This is a genomic window from Aquirufa salirivi (assembly GCF_045310485.1).
In the GTDB taxonomy this organism is placed as follows: domain Bacteria; phylum Bacteroidota; class Bacteroidia; order Cytophagales; family Spirosomataceae; genus Aquirufa; species Aquirufa salirivi.
Genome location: NZ_JBEWZH010000007.1, coordinates 143,064 through 160,621, shown reverse-complemented (window position 1 = coordinate 160,621; position 17,558 = coordinate 143,064). Strand labels below are relative to the sequence as shown.

At 38.5% G+C, this 17,558-nt stretch carries 14 protein-coding genes; 8 read left to right on the top strand and 6 right to left on the bottom strand.

The features are described from left to right. Positions 1 to 58: 58 nt before the first annotated feature. Positions 59 to 3,421: a preprotein translocase subunit SecA gene (gene secA, locus U0R11_RS10855; protein WP_406751704.1), complete on the bottom strand. Its 3,363-nt coding sequence runs from the start codon at positions 3,419 to 3,421 to the stop codon at positions 59 to 61. Positions 3,422 to 3,553: 132 nt separating this feature from the next. Further along, positions 3,554 to 4,033 (bottom strand): hypothetical protein, encoded by a 480-nt coding sequence (locus tag U0R11_RS10850; RefSeq protein WP_406751703.1) that lies wholly within the window; start codon positions 4,031 to 4,033, stop codon positions 3,554 to 3,556. Between the two features lie 277 nt (positions 4,034 to 4,310). On the opposite strand from U0R11_RS10850, the gene U0R11_RS10845 reads away from it, so the two are divergent. From U0R11_RS10845 to U0R11_RS10810, 8 genes are all read left to right on the top strand, one after another. Continuing rightward, positions 4,311 to 5,681, top strand: coding sequence for a DUF1800 domain-containing protein (locus U0R11_RS10845; protein ID WP_406751702.1), 1,371 nt, complete (start codon positions 4,311 to 4,313; stop codon positions 5,679 to 5,681). Between the two features lie 2 nt (positions 5,682 to 5,683). Further along, positions 5,684 to 7,213 (top strand): DUF1501 domain-containing protein, encoded by a 1,530-nt coding sequence (locus U0R11_RS10840; RefSeq protein ID WP_406751701.1) that lies wholly within the window; start codon positions 5,684 to 5,686, stop codon positions 7,211 to 7,213. Between the two features lie 106 nt (positions 7,214 to 7,319). Further along, positions 7,320 to 8,279, top strand: coding sequence for an outer membrane beta-barrel protein (locus U0R11_RS10835; RefSeq protein WP_406751700.1), 960 nt, complete (start codon positions 7,320 to 7,322; stop codon positions 8,277 to 8,279). A 26-nt stretch (positions 8,280 to 8,305) separates the two neighbouring features. After that, complete coding sequence (locus U0R11_RS10830; RefSeq protein ID WP_406751699.1) at positions 8,306 to 9,010, top strand: DUF6089 family protein; 705 nt, start codon at positions 8,306 to 8,308, stop codon at positions 9,008 to 9,010. An 80-nt stretch (positions 9,011 to 9,090) separates the two neighbouring features. Beyond that, positions 9,091 to 9,840 (top strand): isoprenyl transferase, encoded by a 750-nt coding sequence (locus U0R11_RS10825; RefSeq protein WP_406751698.1) that lies wholly within the window; start codon positions 9,091 to 9,093, stop codon positions 9,838 to 9,840. Positions 9,841 to 9,866: 26 nt separating this feature from the next. Beyond that, entirely contained in the window at positions 9,867 to 12,521 is a 2,655-nt protein-coding gene (gene bamA, locus U0R11_RS10820) for an outer membrane protein assembly factor BamA (protein WP_406751697.1), read from the top strand. Positions 12,522 to 12,538: 17 nt separating this feature from the next. After that, positions 12,539 to 13,102: an OmpH family outer membrane protein gene (locus U0R11_RS10815; protein ID WP_406751696.1), complete on the top strand. Its 564-nt coding sequence runs from the start codon at positions 12,539 to 12,541 to the stop codon at positions 13,100 to 13,102. A 30-nt stretch (positions 13,103 to 13,132) separates the two neighbouring features. After that, the gene (locus tag U0R11_RS10810) at positions 13,133 to 13,735 is read left to right on the top strand and encodes an OmpH family outer membrane protein (protein ID WP_406751695.1); all 603 of its coding nucleotides are present in this window, start codon (positions 13,133 to 13,135) and stop codon (positions 13,733 to 13,735) included. 356 nt (positions 13,736 to 14,091) lie between these two features. Here U0R11_RS10810 and U0R11_RS10805 read toward each other — a convergent pair whose 3' ends face one another. From U0R11_RS10805 to U0R11_RS10790, 4 genes are all read right to left on the bottom strand, one after another. Then, a complete protein-coding gene (locus tag U0R11_RS10805) occupies positions 14,092 to 15,426 on the bottom strand; it encodes a DEAD/DEAH box helicase (RefSeq protein WP_406751694.1) in 1,335 nt (444 codons plus the stop codon). Between the two features lie 89 nt (positions 15,427 to 15,515). Then, positions 15,516 to 15,992, bottom strand: coding sequence for a Dps family protein (locus U0R11_RS10800; RefSeq protein WP_406751693.1), 477 nt, complete (start codon positions 15,990 to 15,992; stop codon positions 15,516 to 15,518). Between the two features lie 164 nt (positions 15,993 to 16,156). Then, positions 16,157 to 16,885, bottom strand: coding sequence for a sulfite exporter TauE/SafE family protein (locus U0R11_RS10795; protein WP_406751692.1), 729 nt, complete (start codon positions 16,883 to 16,885; stop codon positions 16,157 to 16,159). A 22-nt stretch (positions 16,886 to 16,907) separates the two neighbouring features. Beyond that, the gene (locus tag U0R11_RS10790; protein ID WP_406751726.1) at positions 16,908 to 17,558 is read right to left on the bottom strand and encodes a lipoprotein signal peptidase; all 651 of its coding nucleotides are present in this window, start codon (positions 17,556 to 17,558) and stop codon (positions 16,908 to 16,910) included.

The following is a 17,558-nucleotide window of genomic DNA, read 5'->3' as shown; positions in this document are numbered from 1 at the left end:
AGTCTTTCAGCCTATCATCGTGCTAAAAACTAACCACCTATTCAAGATAATTCGCTTTTTAGGCGATTACTACGGCTTCACCACTTTCCACATCTTGCTCCACCGTTTTGTATTTAACATTCTCCTTCGTTGAACCATCTCGGTATTGCACCGTAACCCGCTGATTACGATCCGCAATTTTGATGGCATGACGGGGAGCAATGCGCTCTTCACTGCGTGAACTAGGGTCATGGTATTCTTGCTGCTCTTCTCCTTGTCCACCTGTTAAACCACCTAATAGGGAAGAAATTGCCTCATCCTTACTCAGTTGTAATTTAGGTGCTTTTTCTTTTGGCGCTTGCTGTGCCTGGTTTGTTTGTTGTATTTCCGGTATCTCAGCTTTTAAAACAAAACTAATGGTATCTACATTCACGCGAGAAACAAAGCGCTGAAATAGATTAACAGCTTCAAACTTGTAGATCAATAAAGGATCTTTTTGTTCAAATACCGCATTTTGAACAGATTGTTTCAAATCATCCATTTCACGTAAATGCTCTTTCCATTCTTGGTCAATCAAGGTCAAGGTGATGAATTTCTCCATCTCTTTAACTACTTCTTTCCCATGAGAATCGATCGTTTTTTGTGCATCTACCACAACGCCAGTTACCCAGTTCCCATTGCTTATAGGAACTTGAATGCCTGAATACCCTTGGCGTAAGGCTTCTTGCGCCACTTGAATGACTTGCTTAGCTATGCCATCGTTTTTGCTCTTGTAATGATCTTCTGCGGCCAAGAATAAGCGCTCAATCTTCACATCAGAAGTCAATCGATTAAAATCTTCCTCAGCGAATGGAGGCTCAATACCCAATAACTCAATTACCTTTAATTCTAATTCGCTGTACGATGTGTATTGACCTACCAAATCTTGGCAAACATCGAACATCGTATTGATGATATCCAAAGATAAACGCTCTCCTAAAAGGGCATTTTGGCGTCGCTTGTAAATGGCATTTCTTTGGTAGTTCATCACGTCATCGTATTCCAATAGACGCTTACGAATTCCAAAATTGTTTTCTTCTACCTTCTTTTGAGCTCTTTCAATGGACGAAGTAATCATGGAATGCTGAATAACTTCTCCCTCTTCCATGCCCAAGCGATCCATTACTTTTGCAATTCGGTCTGAACCAAATAAACGCATTAAATTATCTTCTAGAGACACAAAGAACTGAGATGAACCCACATCTCCCTGACGACCTGCACGACCACGCAACTGCCTGTCGACACGTCTAGATTCATGTCTTTCTGTACCAATGATGGCCAGACCACCAGCAGCTTTCGACTCAGGACTTAACTTAATATCCGTACCACGTCCAGCCATATTGGTCGCAATAGTCACCTTACCTGATTGTCCTGCCTCTGCCACAATCTCAGCTTCACGTGCATGTTGCTTCGCATTCAATACATTATGAGGAATTTTACGAATCGTCAACAGTCGACTGATCAATTCCGAGTTTTCAACTGACGTTGTACCTACAAGTACAGGACGACCTTGGTTCACTAATTCTTGAATTTCTTCTGCAACGGCATTGTATTTTTCTCGAACGGTACGGTAGACTTTATCTTCCGCATCTTTTCTTTGAATCACTCGATTCGTTGGAATAGAAACCACATCCAATTTGTAAATCGTCCAAAACTCACCAGCCTCTGTTTCAGCTGTACCCGTCATACCACCTAATTTGTGATACATTCGGAAGTAATTTTGTAAAGTAATGGTCGCATACGTTTGTGAAGCATCTTCCACGTTCACTCCTTCTTTCGCTTCAATCGCTTGATGTAAACCATCTGAATATCGGCGACCTTCCATGACACGGCCCGTTTGCTCATCTACGATTTTTACCTTACCATCTACGATGATGTATTCCGTATCTTTTTCAAATAAGGCATAGGCTTTCAGCAATTGGTTAACGGTATGAATTCGGCTAGCCTTATCATTGTATTCACGGATTAAATGCTCCTTTTGAGATAATCGATCTGCATCAGAAAGCTCTTTGTTTTTCTCAATTTTATTTAAGTCAATCGATAAGTCAGGTAATACGAAAAAATTAGGGTCTTCTGTGTTTCCACTCATGAATTCCAATCCTTTTTCCGTTAACTCTACTTGATTGTTTTTTTCCTCGATGGTAAACAATAAGGGGGAATCCGCTTGAGGCATCAATTTTTGATTCTCTGCCAAATAGATGGATTCGGTTTCGTGAAGTAATTGCTTATTGCCTGATTCAGATAAAAATTTAATCAAAGGTTTTGATTTTGGCAAACCACGAAAAGCTCTAAATAAAGCCAAACCTCCTTCTTTTTTGTCGCCTGTTGCAATTTGTTTTTTCGCCTCTACCAAGAAGTTCTGAACCAATTGCTTTTGAGCTTCCACCAATTTCTGAACACGTGGATTAAAAGCATCAAATTCCTGTTCATCCCCACGTGGGATCGGGCCAGATATGATTAAAGGTGTACGAGCATCGTCAATCAAAACGGAGTCAACCTCATCCACCATCCCAAAATGATGGGGTCTTTGCACTTGATCCTCAAGGCTACGAGCCATGTTATCACGCAAATAATCAAAGCCAAACTCATTGTTAGTACCATAAGTGATATCCGCAGCATAAGCATGTCTACGCTCTTCGGTATTCGGCTCGTGTTTGTCAATACAATCCACCCTCAAACCATGGAATTCAAATAAAGGAGCATTCCACTCAGAATCACGTTTGGCCAAATAATCATTGACTGTTACGATATGTACGCCACGACCAGCCAAAGCATTTAAATAGGTAGGAAGCGTAGAAACCAACGTTTTACCCTCCCCAGTACCCATTTCTGAGATTTTCCCTTGGTGTAATACGATACCTCCAATCAATTGGACATCGTAATGAATCATATCCCAAGTAATGGTATTCCCTGCGGCATCCCAGGTATTGGCCCAAATGGCTTTGTCTCCTTCTATTTTGACATTCGCTTTCTTGGAGGCAATGAATTTATCTTCTATAGTGGCTTGAACAACCAATTGTTTATTCTCGGTAAATCGACGTGCGGTTTCTTTCACAACAGCGAAAGCTTCTGGAAGAATTTCGTTTAATACAACCTCCAATTGCTTATTACGTTCGAGGTTTAATTTGTCTATTTCCTGGAAAAATTTTTCCTTTTCATCAATGTCTTCAGTCGCCTGACCTTGAGCATGTAAGGTGTTAATCTGGGTATCAATATCTGCCAAAAATGCTTGAATACGGGATTTGAAGTCCGCCGACTTTTGACGTAACTCATCGTCTGAGATGTTAGTCAAGCGTGCGTACTCTTCTTTTATTTTATCGACAATCGGCATCAAGACTTTGATGTCTCTTTCCGACTTGGTTCCAAATATTTTGGTTACTGTTTTGCTGAAGATGGATAACATTGTATAGAATGTGTGCCTACCTAGGCCATTTTAAAATTGAATATGCAATTTACCAATTAATCTCTAAAAAACGCTAAACTTAAACCTTAGTGATGATACGATGCTTCAAATTACGGTTGATCTTAAGAAAAATCATGGCTTAAATTTAATCGTGAGGGTAGTATCTGGCTTTGAAAAACGTGTGACCAAAACATCTAGAGAACTACTAGCTTTTTTAAGCCTTTGTGGAACAGCTACTTGGTCAAAAAACACTGGGTCTGCGATATGTAAATCTAACTTACGACGTGTTCCATCTTTTTGTTTGACAACCAAAATATAATGAACATCATTAGGGTTAGTGGCATCCGTATATTTTTTACGAATGGAGCCATCTAAATCTAAATCAAGTAGTTCACTTTGAGTATCATACATTTTTTCTGCCCAAAGATTGGGTAGAAACATTTGGGCTAATAAGCCCAGAATTCCAACAATAAAGACGAGTTTGGTGAAGTTTTTGCCTCCCCAGTCTATCTTTTCTCCTTGATTGGAATTACCACTACCCATATTGCCAAACAAGGGCATTTTTAACTTCTTACGAGGAGCTCTTCGGGGTGGATTATAAGCTTGTGACATAGATAAATTGATTATTCCCGCAAATCAAGTGATTTTTTTTCGTTCCAAAGCGATAAAATTCACCTTTGCTTTTAAATTTTTAGATGAATGAACCCAATTACAACGGCAGGTCACTTTTTTTAGTTCCTAAATCAGATTGAAAATAGAAAAATGACAAGTTTAATTATCAAATAATTGATAATTAGAATAGATTGCCTTATTATTACGAACTACTTTAGGCTTATTTACTCTCATGAGTTTCATGGTCAACATGAAATACAATTAAATCAAGGATACCATGTTGACTTGGAATACCACCCATGTTTCACATTTGCTATCACGCGTATTATTCGGTTATTCCAAATCGGATCTTGAACGTGCCATGGGTTATGGAAATTTCCAAGATTTATTGGACCTAGCCATTTTAAAAGATTTATCTATTCCGGCTCCTCCAGATACTTGGATCAATCTAACACCTGAACAAAGCCAATTGGATAGAAATATGGCAGGACCATGGTTTGTGCAATTAACCAAATGGTGGTATAGTCGAATGCTCAACGAATCACTGAGTATGCAAGAAAAAATGGTTTTGTTTCTGCACAACCACTTTTCCAATGAAAGACAAAAGGTAAATTATCCGCAATATGTATACAAACAGAATCAACTGTTCCGAACCTATGCTTTCGGAGATTTCAAACAATTAGTCAAAGACATTAGTATAGATCCCTCCATGTTAATTTATTTGGATGGAAATAATAGTCGGGGTACATCCCCCAACGAAAATTATGCCCGAGAAGTGATGGAGCTTTTTACCTTGGGCATCGGCAATTATACAGAGAATGATATTAAACAAGCCGCTAAGGTTTTTTCGGGTTGGCAAGTCAGGGGATTGGTGGCTGTTTTTGATGCTACCCGCTGGTACCGAGAAGCCACTGTAACGGTATTAGGCAAAACGGCTAAATTTGATAATAACAGTTTAATCGATCATATTTTTACGCAAACTGCAGCGGCAGAATTCATTTGTCGGAAGATTTACAAAGAATTTGTTTTCTATAAAGTTGATGAGGTCTTTGTTAAAAAAATGGCCCTTGTATTGCAACAAAATAATTTTGTGTTAAAGCCTCTTTTAAAATTCTTATTTACTTCAGAGGAGTTTTATAAACCAGAAATCATGGCGGCCAAAATTAAAAGTCCAACTGAGTTAATTGTTGGATCCGCCAAGCAATTGGAATTAAAAAATCCTGATCTTCAAAATTGGTATGATATGGCTATCATACTGCAAATGCAATTGTTTCAGCCTCCAGATGTGGCTGGTTGGGAAGGTCAACGAGATTGGATTAGTTCTACAACTTATTCTTATCGAGCAGGATTTACAGATTCATTATTGAGTGGAAAGCGATATAATGGAGCAACAGTCACAGGAAAATTAGATCCCATTGCTTTTGCAAGGTTATCCTCCAATGCCGAAAAGCCCAAGGAGTTTGTAGAAGAGATGGTTAAACTGTTCATTCGTTTCCCTCTCACAGAGTCACGAAAGGCATTTTTATTGGAAGTATTGTTGGATGGCACCATTGCTGCCAATTGGTCTACCTACACGCCCAATACCGACGCTCGAATTAATAAGTTTTTGAAAGCTATGATGCGCTTACCTGAATATCAATTGGCATAAAAATGAAAAGAGAACTAAGCCGTCAGCAGTTTTTACGTCAAATGGCCCTACTTAGCGGTGGGATGACCTGGGGTTTGGGCTCACTCACAGGAAAAGCTTATGGAGCAGTCCCATTCGCCAATGCCGCTAGGGGGAAGGTATTGGTCATCATTCAACTGAATGGAGGAAATGATGGACTAAATACGATTATACCCGCAGATGACGATAATTATTTTTCAAAGAGACCTGATATATCTATCAAGAAAGCGGATGCACTAGCTTTATCCAAGGGCATGTACATGAATCCTGCGATGATGAGTATGAAGTCATTGTACGACAAAGGTCAGGTGGCTATTACACAAAGTGTAGGTTATGCCAATCCTAATCGTTCCCATTTTAGAGCTACGGATATTTGGAATACAGGTTCGGATGCAGCTACCGTTTGGGATGAAGGCTGGGCGGGTCGATTTTTAGAAATGCAATATCCAGATTACCCTATTAAATTGCCGAAGGACCCCATGGCAATTCAATTGGGTTCGGTGGAATCGCAGCTATTTCAAACGGACATGGGTAGGGTAGGAACGGTTTTTGAAGATCCTAATTTGTTTTATCAATTGGTTTCTGGAACCTTAGCTGATTCCGAATTACCACCTGCCACCTTGGCTGGTGATGAATTAGCTTTTTTAAAGCAAATTGCTAGTTCGTCAATTCAATATTCCACCGTTATTCGTGATGCGGCAAACAAAGCTAAAAATGCTTATACCTATCCAAATACTAATTTAGCTAAGCAATTGAGCATTATTGCGCGCTTAGTAGCAGGTGGCTTGGAAACTCCTGTATACCTAGCCAATATTGGAGGATTTGATACGCATGCCAACCAAAAAACACAACATGCCAATTTGTGGAAGACCATTTCGGAAGCTGTTTCTGCTTTTCAGAATGATATAAGCAATCAAGGTTTAGCAGATGCCATAACGGTAATGACCTTTTCTGAATTTGGTCGAAGGGTGAATCAAAATGGAACACAGGGCACAGACCACGGTACGGCGGCTCCTATGTTATTTATAGGAAATACGGTTAAAGGAGGCTTGATTGGATCAAATCCTAGTTTGACCAATTTGGATAGTAATGGAGATTTGCGGTATAATTTTGATTACCGACAAATCTATAGCACTGTTTTGAGAGATCATTTGGGCTTGGATGCTGTTAAAACACAGGAATTATTTAAGCAGACATTTGAACGGGTTCCTATTTTTAAGAATTCACCAGATGCCTTGCCTGATACTTTGGGAATGGAAGTTAATTCGCCCATGCCCAACCCTGTATTTGATTATACGGTCATTCAATATGCCATTTACAAACCTGTGTTGGATGTAAAAATTACCTTGTATGATTTACTAGGACAAGAGATATTGACATTATTTCGGGGTACCAGAGTTCAAGGCACTTATCAGTTGACTTTGAATGCATTAGGCTTAACGCCTGGGATATATTTAGTGCATATGTCCAGTTCTTCTGGGCTTTCTACGCACAAAAGGATGATCGTTCAATAAAGGGCTAACTTTTAATACAAGCCATAAATTTGTATATTCGTATCGCCTTTTATTACAACATTTGAGGGAGTATTAGCGTTTTATGATCTAACCAGTAGAAACATCTATGTTCAGACTCTTCAGCTTATGTATTTTGATTACACTTTTGGCCACAGCACCTACTCAGGCCCAATTTTGGTTTTTGGGTCAAAATGCTAAGAATGCATCCCCTAAAAATCCATTTAAGGCACATTCATCCTTTAGTTTTGGGGCAGGATCATCTACTTATTTGGGAGATATCGCGCCTGCCATGACGTTGATGGATGTGGGAGGAAAGGCATTACGTTGGAATGCTGGAGTGCAATATACCCGTCATTTTAAAAAGCATATTAGCATTCAAGGTTCCTTCACGTACATTCGCCTTGCAGGGGATGATAATTATTTTGATCCAACAGGACGCTTTGAGCCTAGTTATGGAAGAAATTTGCATTTTAGAACTGATATGCAGGAATTATCCTTGGTAGGTATATATGAAATATTGGGAAATGAAGAGAATTTACCCAAACGTAGAACCTTGTCACCTTATGTTTATTTAGGGCTTTCAGGACTTTATTTTAATCCAACAGCTAGATCGAAAGCCATTTATGATATTGATCCATTGAGTACTGTTCCTCCAGTTCAGCAAGATTGGATTGATTTGAAAGACAAACAAACAGAGGGAGTAGATTATTCTAAAATTACGGGTGCAGTACCTTTTGGATTTGGTGTTCGTTATAAATTAAATCAATCCTTTGATATAGGCTTCGATTTTGGTTACAGAATTGCATTTTCTGATTATTTGGATGATGTATCGGATAATCGAGTGAATGTTCCTGCAGTCACTTCATTGATTACAGATCGTTCTTCCGAGTGGTATGCTGCCAATACTTTAGCGGATAGAAGACCTTATTTATTGCAGGTTGCACAAGGTAGCACCTCTGGTAATCCCCCCCTCATAGCCAAAGGTTCCGATCAGTATTTTACAACTCAAATTCGTTTGATTTATCATTTAAAAAATAAGATTGATTGTCCTCCACTACCACGATAATATCCCCAAATCTACATAAGGCCACTTTGCTGTGTCTTCTTGTTTTCTTGTTAGCTGCTTCTTCGAATTTACTAGCACAAAGATGGGCTTGGGGGGCAGGCTTCGGTGCCTCGGTATATAAGGGAGAATTGGCAGATTGGGGATATCGACCAAGTGTGCCGGAATTGAAAGAAACCTTGCCCGCAATCCACCTATTTGTTTCGTATCAAGAGCGACATGCCTTTACGTATCGTTTTCAAGTCATGGTGAGCCGGATTCAAGCTAATATTGCCAATCGACCAAGTACTTTATTTCCAATAGGAACATCACCTACTGTGATTACGCCGAATGGAAAAGTAGCGGATGCTTCTATTTTTGCCACCTCCATCACTGAATTTTCAGGAATAGTTGACTATAATTTTCTGGACTATGAAGTAAACCCTCGACATTTCAATTGGACACCTTACTTCTATGGAGGTTTATCCGCAGTTTTTGCTAGTCCAGATAAGATTGATGCATTTTTGACCCCAGCAATTCCTTATGGCCTAGGTGTTAAATTCCAAATTAATAAGAATTGGGGAGTTCGCGGTGAATTGGGAAGCAGAAAAGTCTTTTCTGATAAATTAGACCAAGTTGCCACTTATGATGGCAATATGGATAGCTTTACCTTAGAGGGTGGAGATCAGTATTTACATCTGGGTCTTTCCATCACTTATACCATTCAATCCATCTTTTGTCCCAAAGTTTACTGATTGGTGCTAGTATTTTGAATAGGTGTTCAAATTAGCTATCTTTACCACTTTGTTTTATCCGATTAATTATTACCCTATTTGTGAAAGAATCTATTGACCTTAACAATCTTCCTGCCCATATTTCCGTTATCATGGACGGCAATGGTCGTTGGGCGAAACAGAAGGGTTTCACAGATCGAATTTTTGGTCACCGGAATGCCATTCAAGCAGTAAGGGAAACCATTGAAGGATGCGGTGAATTAGGGGTTAAATACTTGACTTTGTATGCTTTTTCCACAGAAAACTGGAATAGACCCAAAGCGGAAGTCATGGCATTAATGAGCTTGTTGGTTAGTACCATCAATGAGGAATTACCCACCATGATGAAGAATCAGGTTCGTTTAAAGGCCATTGGAAATATTGATTCATTGCCTATAAAATCGCAGAAAGAATTAAAGGCTGCGATGGATAAAACAGCAGGTAATAGCGGTTTAACTTTGGTATTGGCGCTATCTTATTCAGGAAAGTGGGATTTGGTACAAGCAGCCCAAAAGTTGGCTGATAAAGTGGAAAAAGGAGAATTAAAAGCGAGTGAAATAGATGATTCCATGATGGATAAGCATTTATCTACCGCCGGAATGCCTGATCCCGATTTAATGATTAGAACGGGTGGTGATCATCGAATTAGTAATTTTATGTTGTGGCAATTGGCTTATGCCGAATTGTATATTTTTGAAGATTTATTTTGGCCTGACTTTAGAAAAGTACATTTGTATCAGGCTATAGTTGATTTCCAAATGCGTGAAAGACGCTTTGGGAAAACCAGTGAACAAGTTAAAAGTGAAGGCTAAGGCTTCGTATGAAAAATAGATATTTAATGAATCGAGTTAACGCGTGCCAATTACAATGGAAATCATTGGGCTTGTTTTTTAGTTTGATGGTTTTTATGAGTCAAGGCTTATTAGCTCAAGGCTTAGGTGGACGCTTATTCTCCACAACACCTACGAGCTCTGAACCCAGTTTTTCTTATTCTGTACCTCAGGAGTACACCATTGGAGGAATATCCATTTCGGGATCACAGTTTTACGATGGTAATTCCATGGTGAATATTTCGGGTTTACAAGTTGGAGATAAAATCAAAGTTCCAGGAGATGCCATTGCTTCCGCCATCAAGAAAATTATGGACCAAGGAATTTTGGAAGATGTCGAGATTTTTGCGGAGAAAGTAGAAGGAGATAAAATTTGGTTGCGTATTCAATTAAAAGAAAGACCTCGTTTATTTGCCATTACGTATGATGGTATCAGAAAAGGGGAAAGAGAGACCTTAAATGAAAAAGTAAAGGCCTACAAAGGGAAAATTATTACGGAAACACTTCGTAAAAACCTGGAATTGGTTATTCGTAAATATTACCAAGAGAAAGGTCGTTTGAATATCACGACTAAGTCAATAGTTAAAACAGATACCACAAAGGGGAATAATGCTACCTTGATCGTTACCGTAAATAAAGGAGATAAGGTGAAGGTAAATAAAATCATTCTTGACGGAATAGAGCCAGCTCAGCGCTCCCTTATTTTGAGAAAAATCAAGAATACCAAGCAAGTTCGTTTTGGACGTATTTTCAAGCCATCCAAATTTGTACCTAAAAAATGGGATGAAGATAAGGAGAAGCTTTTGGCTGCCATGAATAAAATGGGTTTTCGTGATTTTCAATTGATAACAGATTCAGTGTATCGCCACGATAATTCTTCCGTAAACTTGAAAGTCAAATTAGTTCAGGGACGTAAATATTATTACCGAAATATCTTTTTTGATGGTAATTATATCTATCCAGACTCCGTGTTGAAAGATGTATTAGGAGTTAAGAAAGGGGATGTCTACAATACAGAAGAACTTGATAAAAAAATGGGTGGAAACCCTGGTGAAGACTTGAGTTCTGTTTACATGGACAATGGTTATTTATATTACAATGCTGAGCCTGTAGAAACGGCGATTGTAGGTGATTCCATTGACTTGACCATACGTATTTCAGAAGGTAAGCAAGCTACCATCAACAAGGTTATTTTGAATGGAAATACGAAAACGTCTGACCACGTGGTCATGCGTGAGATTCGTACCTTGCCAGGACAAAAATTTAACAAGTCAGCGATTATACGTACCGTTCGAGAGTTATCTCAAATTGGGTATTTTAACCCTGAGAAGATTAGTCCGAACCCACAGCCAAGAGCCGATGGTACGGTAGATATTGAGTACAATGTAGAAGAAAAACCTTCGGATCAAATTGAATTATCAGGAGGTTGGGGAGGTTATGTGGGTTTTGTGGGTACTTTGGGTGTCGTATTTAATAACTTCTCTGCAAAAAACTTAACCAATTGGGCCGCTTGGCGCCCACTACCTGCGGGAGATGGACAGAAACTAGCCGTTCGTTTTCAAGCGAATGGTGCAGCCTTCCAAAATTACAGTTTAACGTTTACTGAACCTTGGTTAGGAGGGAAGAAACCTAATTCATTCTCTATTGCATTGAATCGTAGTATTTCATATCCGTACCAGTTTAGAACAACGGGTTATGGAGGAGGAGGCTATGGTAGCGGCTTAGGTGGAGTCGGTGGCGGTTATGGAGGAGGATACGGTGGTTATGGTGGATATGGCGGCTATGGTGGGGCATATGGGGGCTATCAAAGCTATTCAGTACCCGACTCATTGTTATCTGCTCACTTTAATGTTAATAGCGTTACTTTCAGTTTAGGAAAGCGTTTGAAATGGCCTGATGATTATTTTTCTTTGAGCCATTCCCTGTCATTTTCTCAGTATGATGTGGATCGTTATTATACTTGGGCATATCCACAAGGTATTTCCACTTCAGTAACTTTCATGACTAATTTCTCAAGAAATAGTATTGATAACCCTACATTTGCACGTTCAGGTTCTAGTTTCTCCATGACAGCGTCCTTAACACCACCTTATTCGTTATTAGGTGGGAATAAAACAGGACAACTCATTGAGTACCATAAATGGATGTTGGATGCTAGCTGGTTTAGTCCATTGGCAGGAAAATTTGTCTTACATACGCGCGCTCACTTAGGATTCTTAGGCTCTTATGGGGGTAAGGAAACAACTCGATTTGAGCGTTTCGACCTAGGTGGTTCAGGAATGGTTCAAGGTTTTTCTTTCAACCGTGATATTGTTGGTTTAAGAGGTTACAAGGATCGTGTTATTGGACCATCCGGATCTTATGGTAATGGAGGGGTAGCTTATAATAAATTTGTTATGGAGGTACGTTATCCCGTTTCCTTGAATCCATCAGCGACTATTTTCGTATTAGGATTTGCTGAAGGAGGAAACAACTTCTCTACACTATCAGATTATAATCCATTTAATTTATATAAGTCAGCAGGCTTTGGAGCACGTATATTCATGCCAGCCTTTGGTATGATTGGTATTGATTATGGTTTTGGATTTGATAAACCTAGACCAGGTGATTCTGATTTCGGACGTCAGGCCTTTACCTTCTCTATTGGTCAGCAGATTAGATAGTGATTTAGCAGCATACAATGAAAAAGTCGATTTTTTTCTTAATTTTGATGCTTACGGTGCTAGGACAAAGGTCTTTTGCCCAGAAATTCGGATACATTGATACAGAATTCATTACATCAAAAATGCCTGAGTACAAACAAGTTCAAGGCAAAATAGATCAAATGACCAAACAATGGATTCAAGAAATTTCAACTAAAAATGAGGAAGTCGCTAAATTAGAAAGAGATTATAAACTAGAAGAGTTATTGTTGACGGAAGATTTACGTCAACAAAGATTAAGTGTCATTCGTCAAAAAGACAATGAGGCAAAATCCTTTCAAAATAAGATATTCGGCATAGATGGGGAATTGTTTAAGTTCAAGCAGGCAGCCTTGAAACCTATATTGGATGAAATATCCAAAGCGGTAGAGAAAGTTGTTCGCCAAAAGCGACTTGATTTCCTATTTGATAAAGCCAATGACGGGTTGGCGTTGATATATACCAATCCGGTGCATGACTACTCTGATTATATATTGGAAGAGTTGGGATTGGAATTAGATCCTAATTTGGTCGATAAATCAACAGATAAATTAAACAAGTAAAAAAAAATTAATAATCAATTAAACTCACGTATGAAAACCAAATTTTTGTTGGCCATGGGCCTAGTGTTCGGAATGGCTGTAATGCCTCTTAAGGCGCAGATTAAGATCGGATTTATCAATGCAGATTACATATTAAGTCAAATGCCTGAAGCTAAACAAGTGGAAGAAGATTTGAAAAATACGCAAAAGCAATATGAAACCTTGTACCAAGGAAAGGTAAAAGATTTTCAAGATAAATTAGCGGTTTTTGAGAAATTGCCAGCAAGCACTGCTGATATCATTAAACAAGATAGAGAAAAGGAATTACAGAATTTACAGACATCTATTCAGGAATTTCAACAAAATTCACAGTCTTCTTTGCAAAAGAAGCAAGCACAATTGTTACAGCCTTTGTTGAAGAAAATTGAAGAAAACATGCATGCTGTAGCGAATGAAAATGCTTACACCTATGTATTCAATTATGATGCAGGTATGGGAACAGCTCCTATCTTATTACACTATCCAGCAGAGGCTAGCATCTCTGATTTAGTGTTGAAGAAAATGGGAATTACTCCTAAGCCAGTTACAGCTACTCCATCTGCTGCAACGACTACACCAGCAACGAAAACAGCTACTCCTGCTACGAAGAAGTAAGATCATTGTTATCAAAAAAAGGGTGCAGTTCAAAACTTGCACCCTTTTTTTATGTCTCATAAATCAAGCAATTGATAAATTTTGGCTAAATCTGATTTTATCAAGATGTTTATCCACTGTTTAGTTAAATTAGAGCTTTAAAAAGAGATGGATATTATACATGTATTACTTAGTAAGCTCATTTTAGATTTGTCAACTAAGATTTGTCAACTTTTTAAAAGTTGACAAATCTCCCTCTCCCTCCCCACTAAGCCACATTACCAAGCTAAACGAAACTAAACAATTCTCCCAGCTAGAATTACGATGGATAATCGAACATCTGCTTTAATAAACTAATTAATACCGCATGGGTACCCTTATGATTTACCTCCTTGGTATTTATTCTTCTTCCAACCTGTATAAGGTGTATTTTTATTAGGTGCTGTAGCGCCTGAGGAATTAGCTCCAGCTGGTGCACCTGTTCGTGGAGTACCGCTATTCCTATGAGATGAGGAAGCTCCAGCTGCTCTAGGTGGGCGCTGAGGCTTTGCGGCTTTCTTAGCAATGGTATGATTCATTAATGGATAAGGATGGTCTTCAATCACAGGGATTTGCTTTCCAATTAATTTTTGAATATCCCTTAAGTATTCTTTCTCCTCTGCTTCACAAAAACCAATAGCAATACCACTAGCACCCGCTCTTCCAGTACGACCTATTCGGTGTACATAGGATTCAGGAATATTGGGTAACTCATAGTTGATGACGTGTGTTAATTCATCAATATCAATGCCACGGGCAGCAATATCTGTTGCTACTAACACGCGCGTCAATTTTGATTTGAAATTATTCAAGGCCGTTTGTCTTGCATTCTGCGACTTGTTCCCATGAATGGCTTGGGAATTGACTCCCGCCTTGGTCAAATCTTTAGCTACTCGATCCGCCCCATGTTTTGTTCTCGTAAAAACTAAAGCTCTTTCAATGTCCTTATCTTTTAGAATATCAATCAGTAATTTGCGCTTATTGTCCTTATCAACAAAATATATCACTTGATTGATGGTATTAGCGGTAGATGAAACTGGAGTAACTTCTACTTTAGAAGGATTGTGCAAAATTGTATTTGCCAATTCTACAATGGCAGGAGGCATGGTGGCAGAAAAGAACAAGGATTGCCTTCTCTGTGGTAAACGTGAGATAACTTTCTTGACATCATGCACAAAGCCCATGTCCAACATACGGTCAGCTTCATCCAATACAAAAAACTGAATATGCTGTAGACTGATAATTTTTTGATTCATTAAATCCAATAAACGACCAGGTGTAGCTACTAAAATATCTATCCCAGCACGCAATGATTCTACCTGACTGTGTTGGCTTACTCCTCCAAATATCACTTTGTAGCGCAAATTGGTGTTTCTACCGTAGCTCTCAAAACTTTCACCAATTTGTATGGCTAATTCCCGAGTAGGTGTTAAAATAAGACTTCTAATCAGCCTTTTACCTGCAGGTAAATGCTTATCTTCTGTCAGCAGTTGAATGATTGGAATTGCAAATGCGGCGGTCTTACCAGTGCCAGTCTGGGCACAACCTAGTAAATCTTTTCTATCCAATACTAATGGTATAGCTTTGGCTTGGATAGGAGTAGGGGTGGTATAACCTTCTGATTGTAAAGCCTTCAGAATAGGCTCAATTAACTTTAAATTTTCAAATGACATAGTGTCTTTTTGTTTATCGACCGGATTGTTTTGATTTCTTGATCACCGGTCGGACGAAAAGGAACTCGTTGTCTAAAATGGTAGACGGATTATTTTTTAAGAAATGCAGCAAACATCCAAATTAATTTCTCTTGCTCACGAATGTAATCGCTCATCAGGGCATTAGTACCTTCATCTTGGGCCTCAGAAGCCAAATTCAGTAAATCTCTTTCCAAAACAATAAGTGCTTGAAAACCTTCTAATATGTGAGATAAAGCTTCTTTTCCATTGGAAATATGTTTCACTTCCTTGATTCTTGCATGAGCCACATAATCGGTGAAAGAGTGTAATGGTGTATGCCCCAAAGTCAAAATTCGCTCAGCTATCTCATCAATTTTCAACAAAGCATCATTGTAAATTTCTTCAAATTTTAAATGTAGTTCAAAGAATTTTTCACCTGAAATATTCCAGTGAAAACCCCTGGCATTGATATAAAGTATTTGATAATCAGCTAAAAGAATGTTCAATTTAGCCGCTAATTCTTCTGATTTTTGACTGTCTAGTCCGATGAGGTTCGTGTTAGCCATGTGGATGAAAATGAATGTTACGCTGATAGTTCAAACGGAAAGACCCGAAAATTGGTTCAATCGATGGAATAGAGCTTGCCTAATTTTACGCAATTTCGTCATTATTCAGCTAGAAACACATTTTTCGCAAAAAAAATGTCGAATAGGCCAGTGAAATAGTCTGTTTAATCTTGAAAATAATGGATGGTTTGAATGACAGTTGTTATGATGATGACGGACAAAACAAGGTAATGAAATACTTTTTCTGAAATTTTGGTTAAAATAATTTTACCTAAATATGTGCCCACTATGCTGATGATGATTAAAAAGGGAATTAAAATAAGATGTTCTTGATGAAAATACCCTTGAGATATATACACAACCGCTCTACTTAAATCAACCCCAAAATCAATAACGGCCGATGTCGCGATAAATACATCTTTTTCCAGTTGAAAGGCGGCTAAGGTTATTCCACGAATAGCTCCTCCTGTACCTATTAAGCCAGCTAAAAAGCCAGAAATAGCCCCACCTGTATACAAATTTTGATTGCTCTTTTGAATTCGGTTGTGGGCACCAGTCATCATATAAATGGATAAAGCCAATATGATGATATTCATGCTTAGTTCAATCTTTTTTTGTGGGATGTAATTGGTCAATAATGCACCCAGTACAACAAATAGAACCGCTGGGATGCCCAATTTCAAGACAATGTTTTTATCAATCCCTTTTCTGAACAATAGAATTTTAGAGGTATTGCTAAATACATGAAATACGGCCGTTACACCCAACACAATTTTGAAATCTAAAATCAAAGAAGCTAGCGGCACGAATAAAATGGATGAACCAAAGCCACTAACTGTTCCGATAATTTCGGCTAATAGCGCTAAAAAAAAGAATAGGGTATATGTTTCCATCCTTCAATATACCAAATACCTGCTATAATTGTTGTGTAGTTTCTTCTTCTGGAGCATTCAATGTCTCAGGACTTGAAGTCGTATCAATCTTTTCTACTTCATGTTTCTCTAAAAACTTGTTTTGAAATACTAAAAAAAGAACTACTCCACAAAAAATAGATGCATCGGCAAAGTTGAAGATGGGCGTTGAATAATAGCTACCTCCCCAAATGGGCACCCAATTGGGCAATATTCCTTCCCAAATATCAAAGAAAAACATGTCAATAACTTGTCCGTGAAACCAAGTCATCGGAGCATTAAGAGGAGCATTATTAAACCAAACACCGTAGAAAATAGAATCAATTAAATTGCCAATGGCCCCACCTAATATCAATCCCATGCAGACCAATAAACCAGCATGCATTTTTTTCTTAGTGAAATTGTACAGATAATACCCTATGCCAAACATGGCAACTATGCGAAAGCTAGTTAGCATGAGTTTGCCATAGATCGTTCCTAGCTGAATCCCAAAAGCCATACCCGGGTTTAGCGTATAATGTAATTTAAAATAGCTTCCTAAAATTTCTTTTTGACCAAAATAACCAGGTTCCATGAAAAAATGAACCGATATTTTAATGGCTTGATCAATCAATATAATGGCAATGCTGACTAAAAAGTAGCGGTAATATTTCAA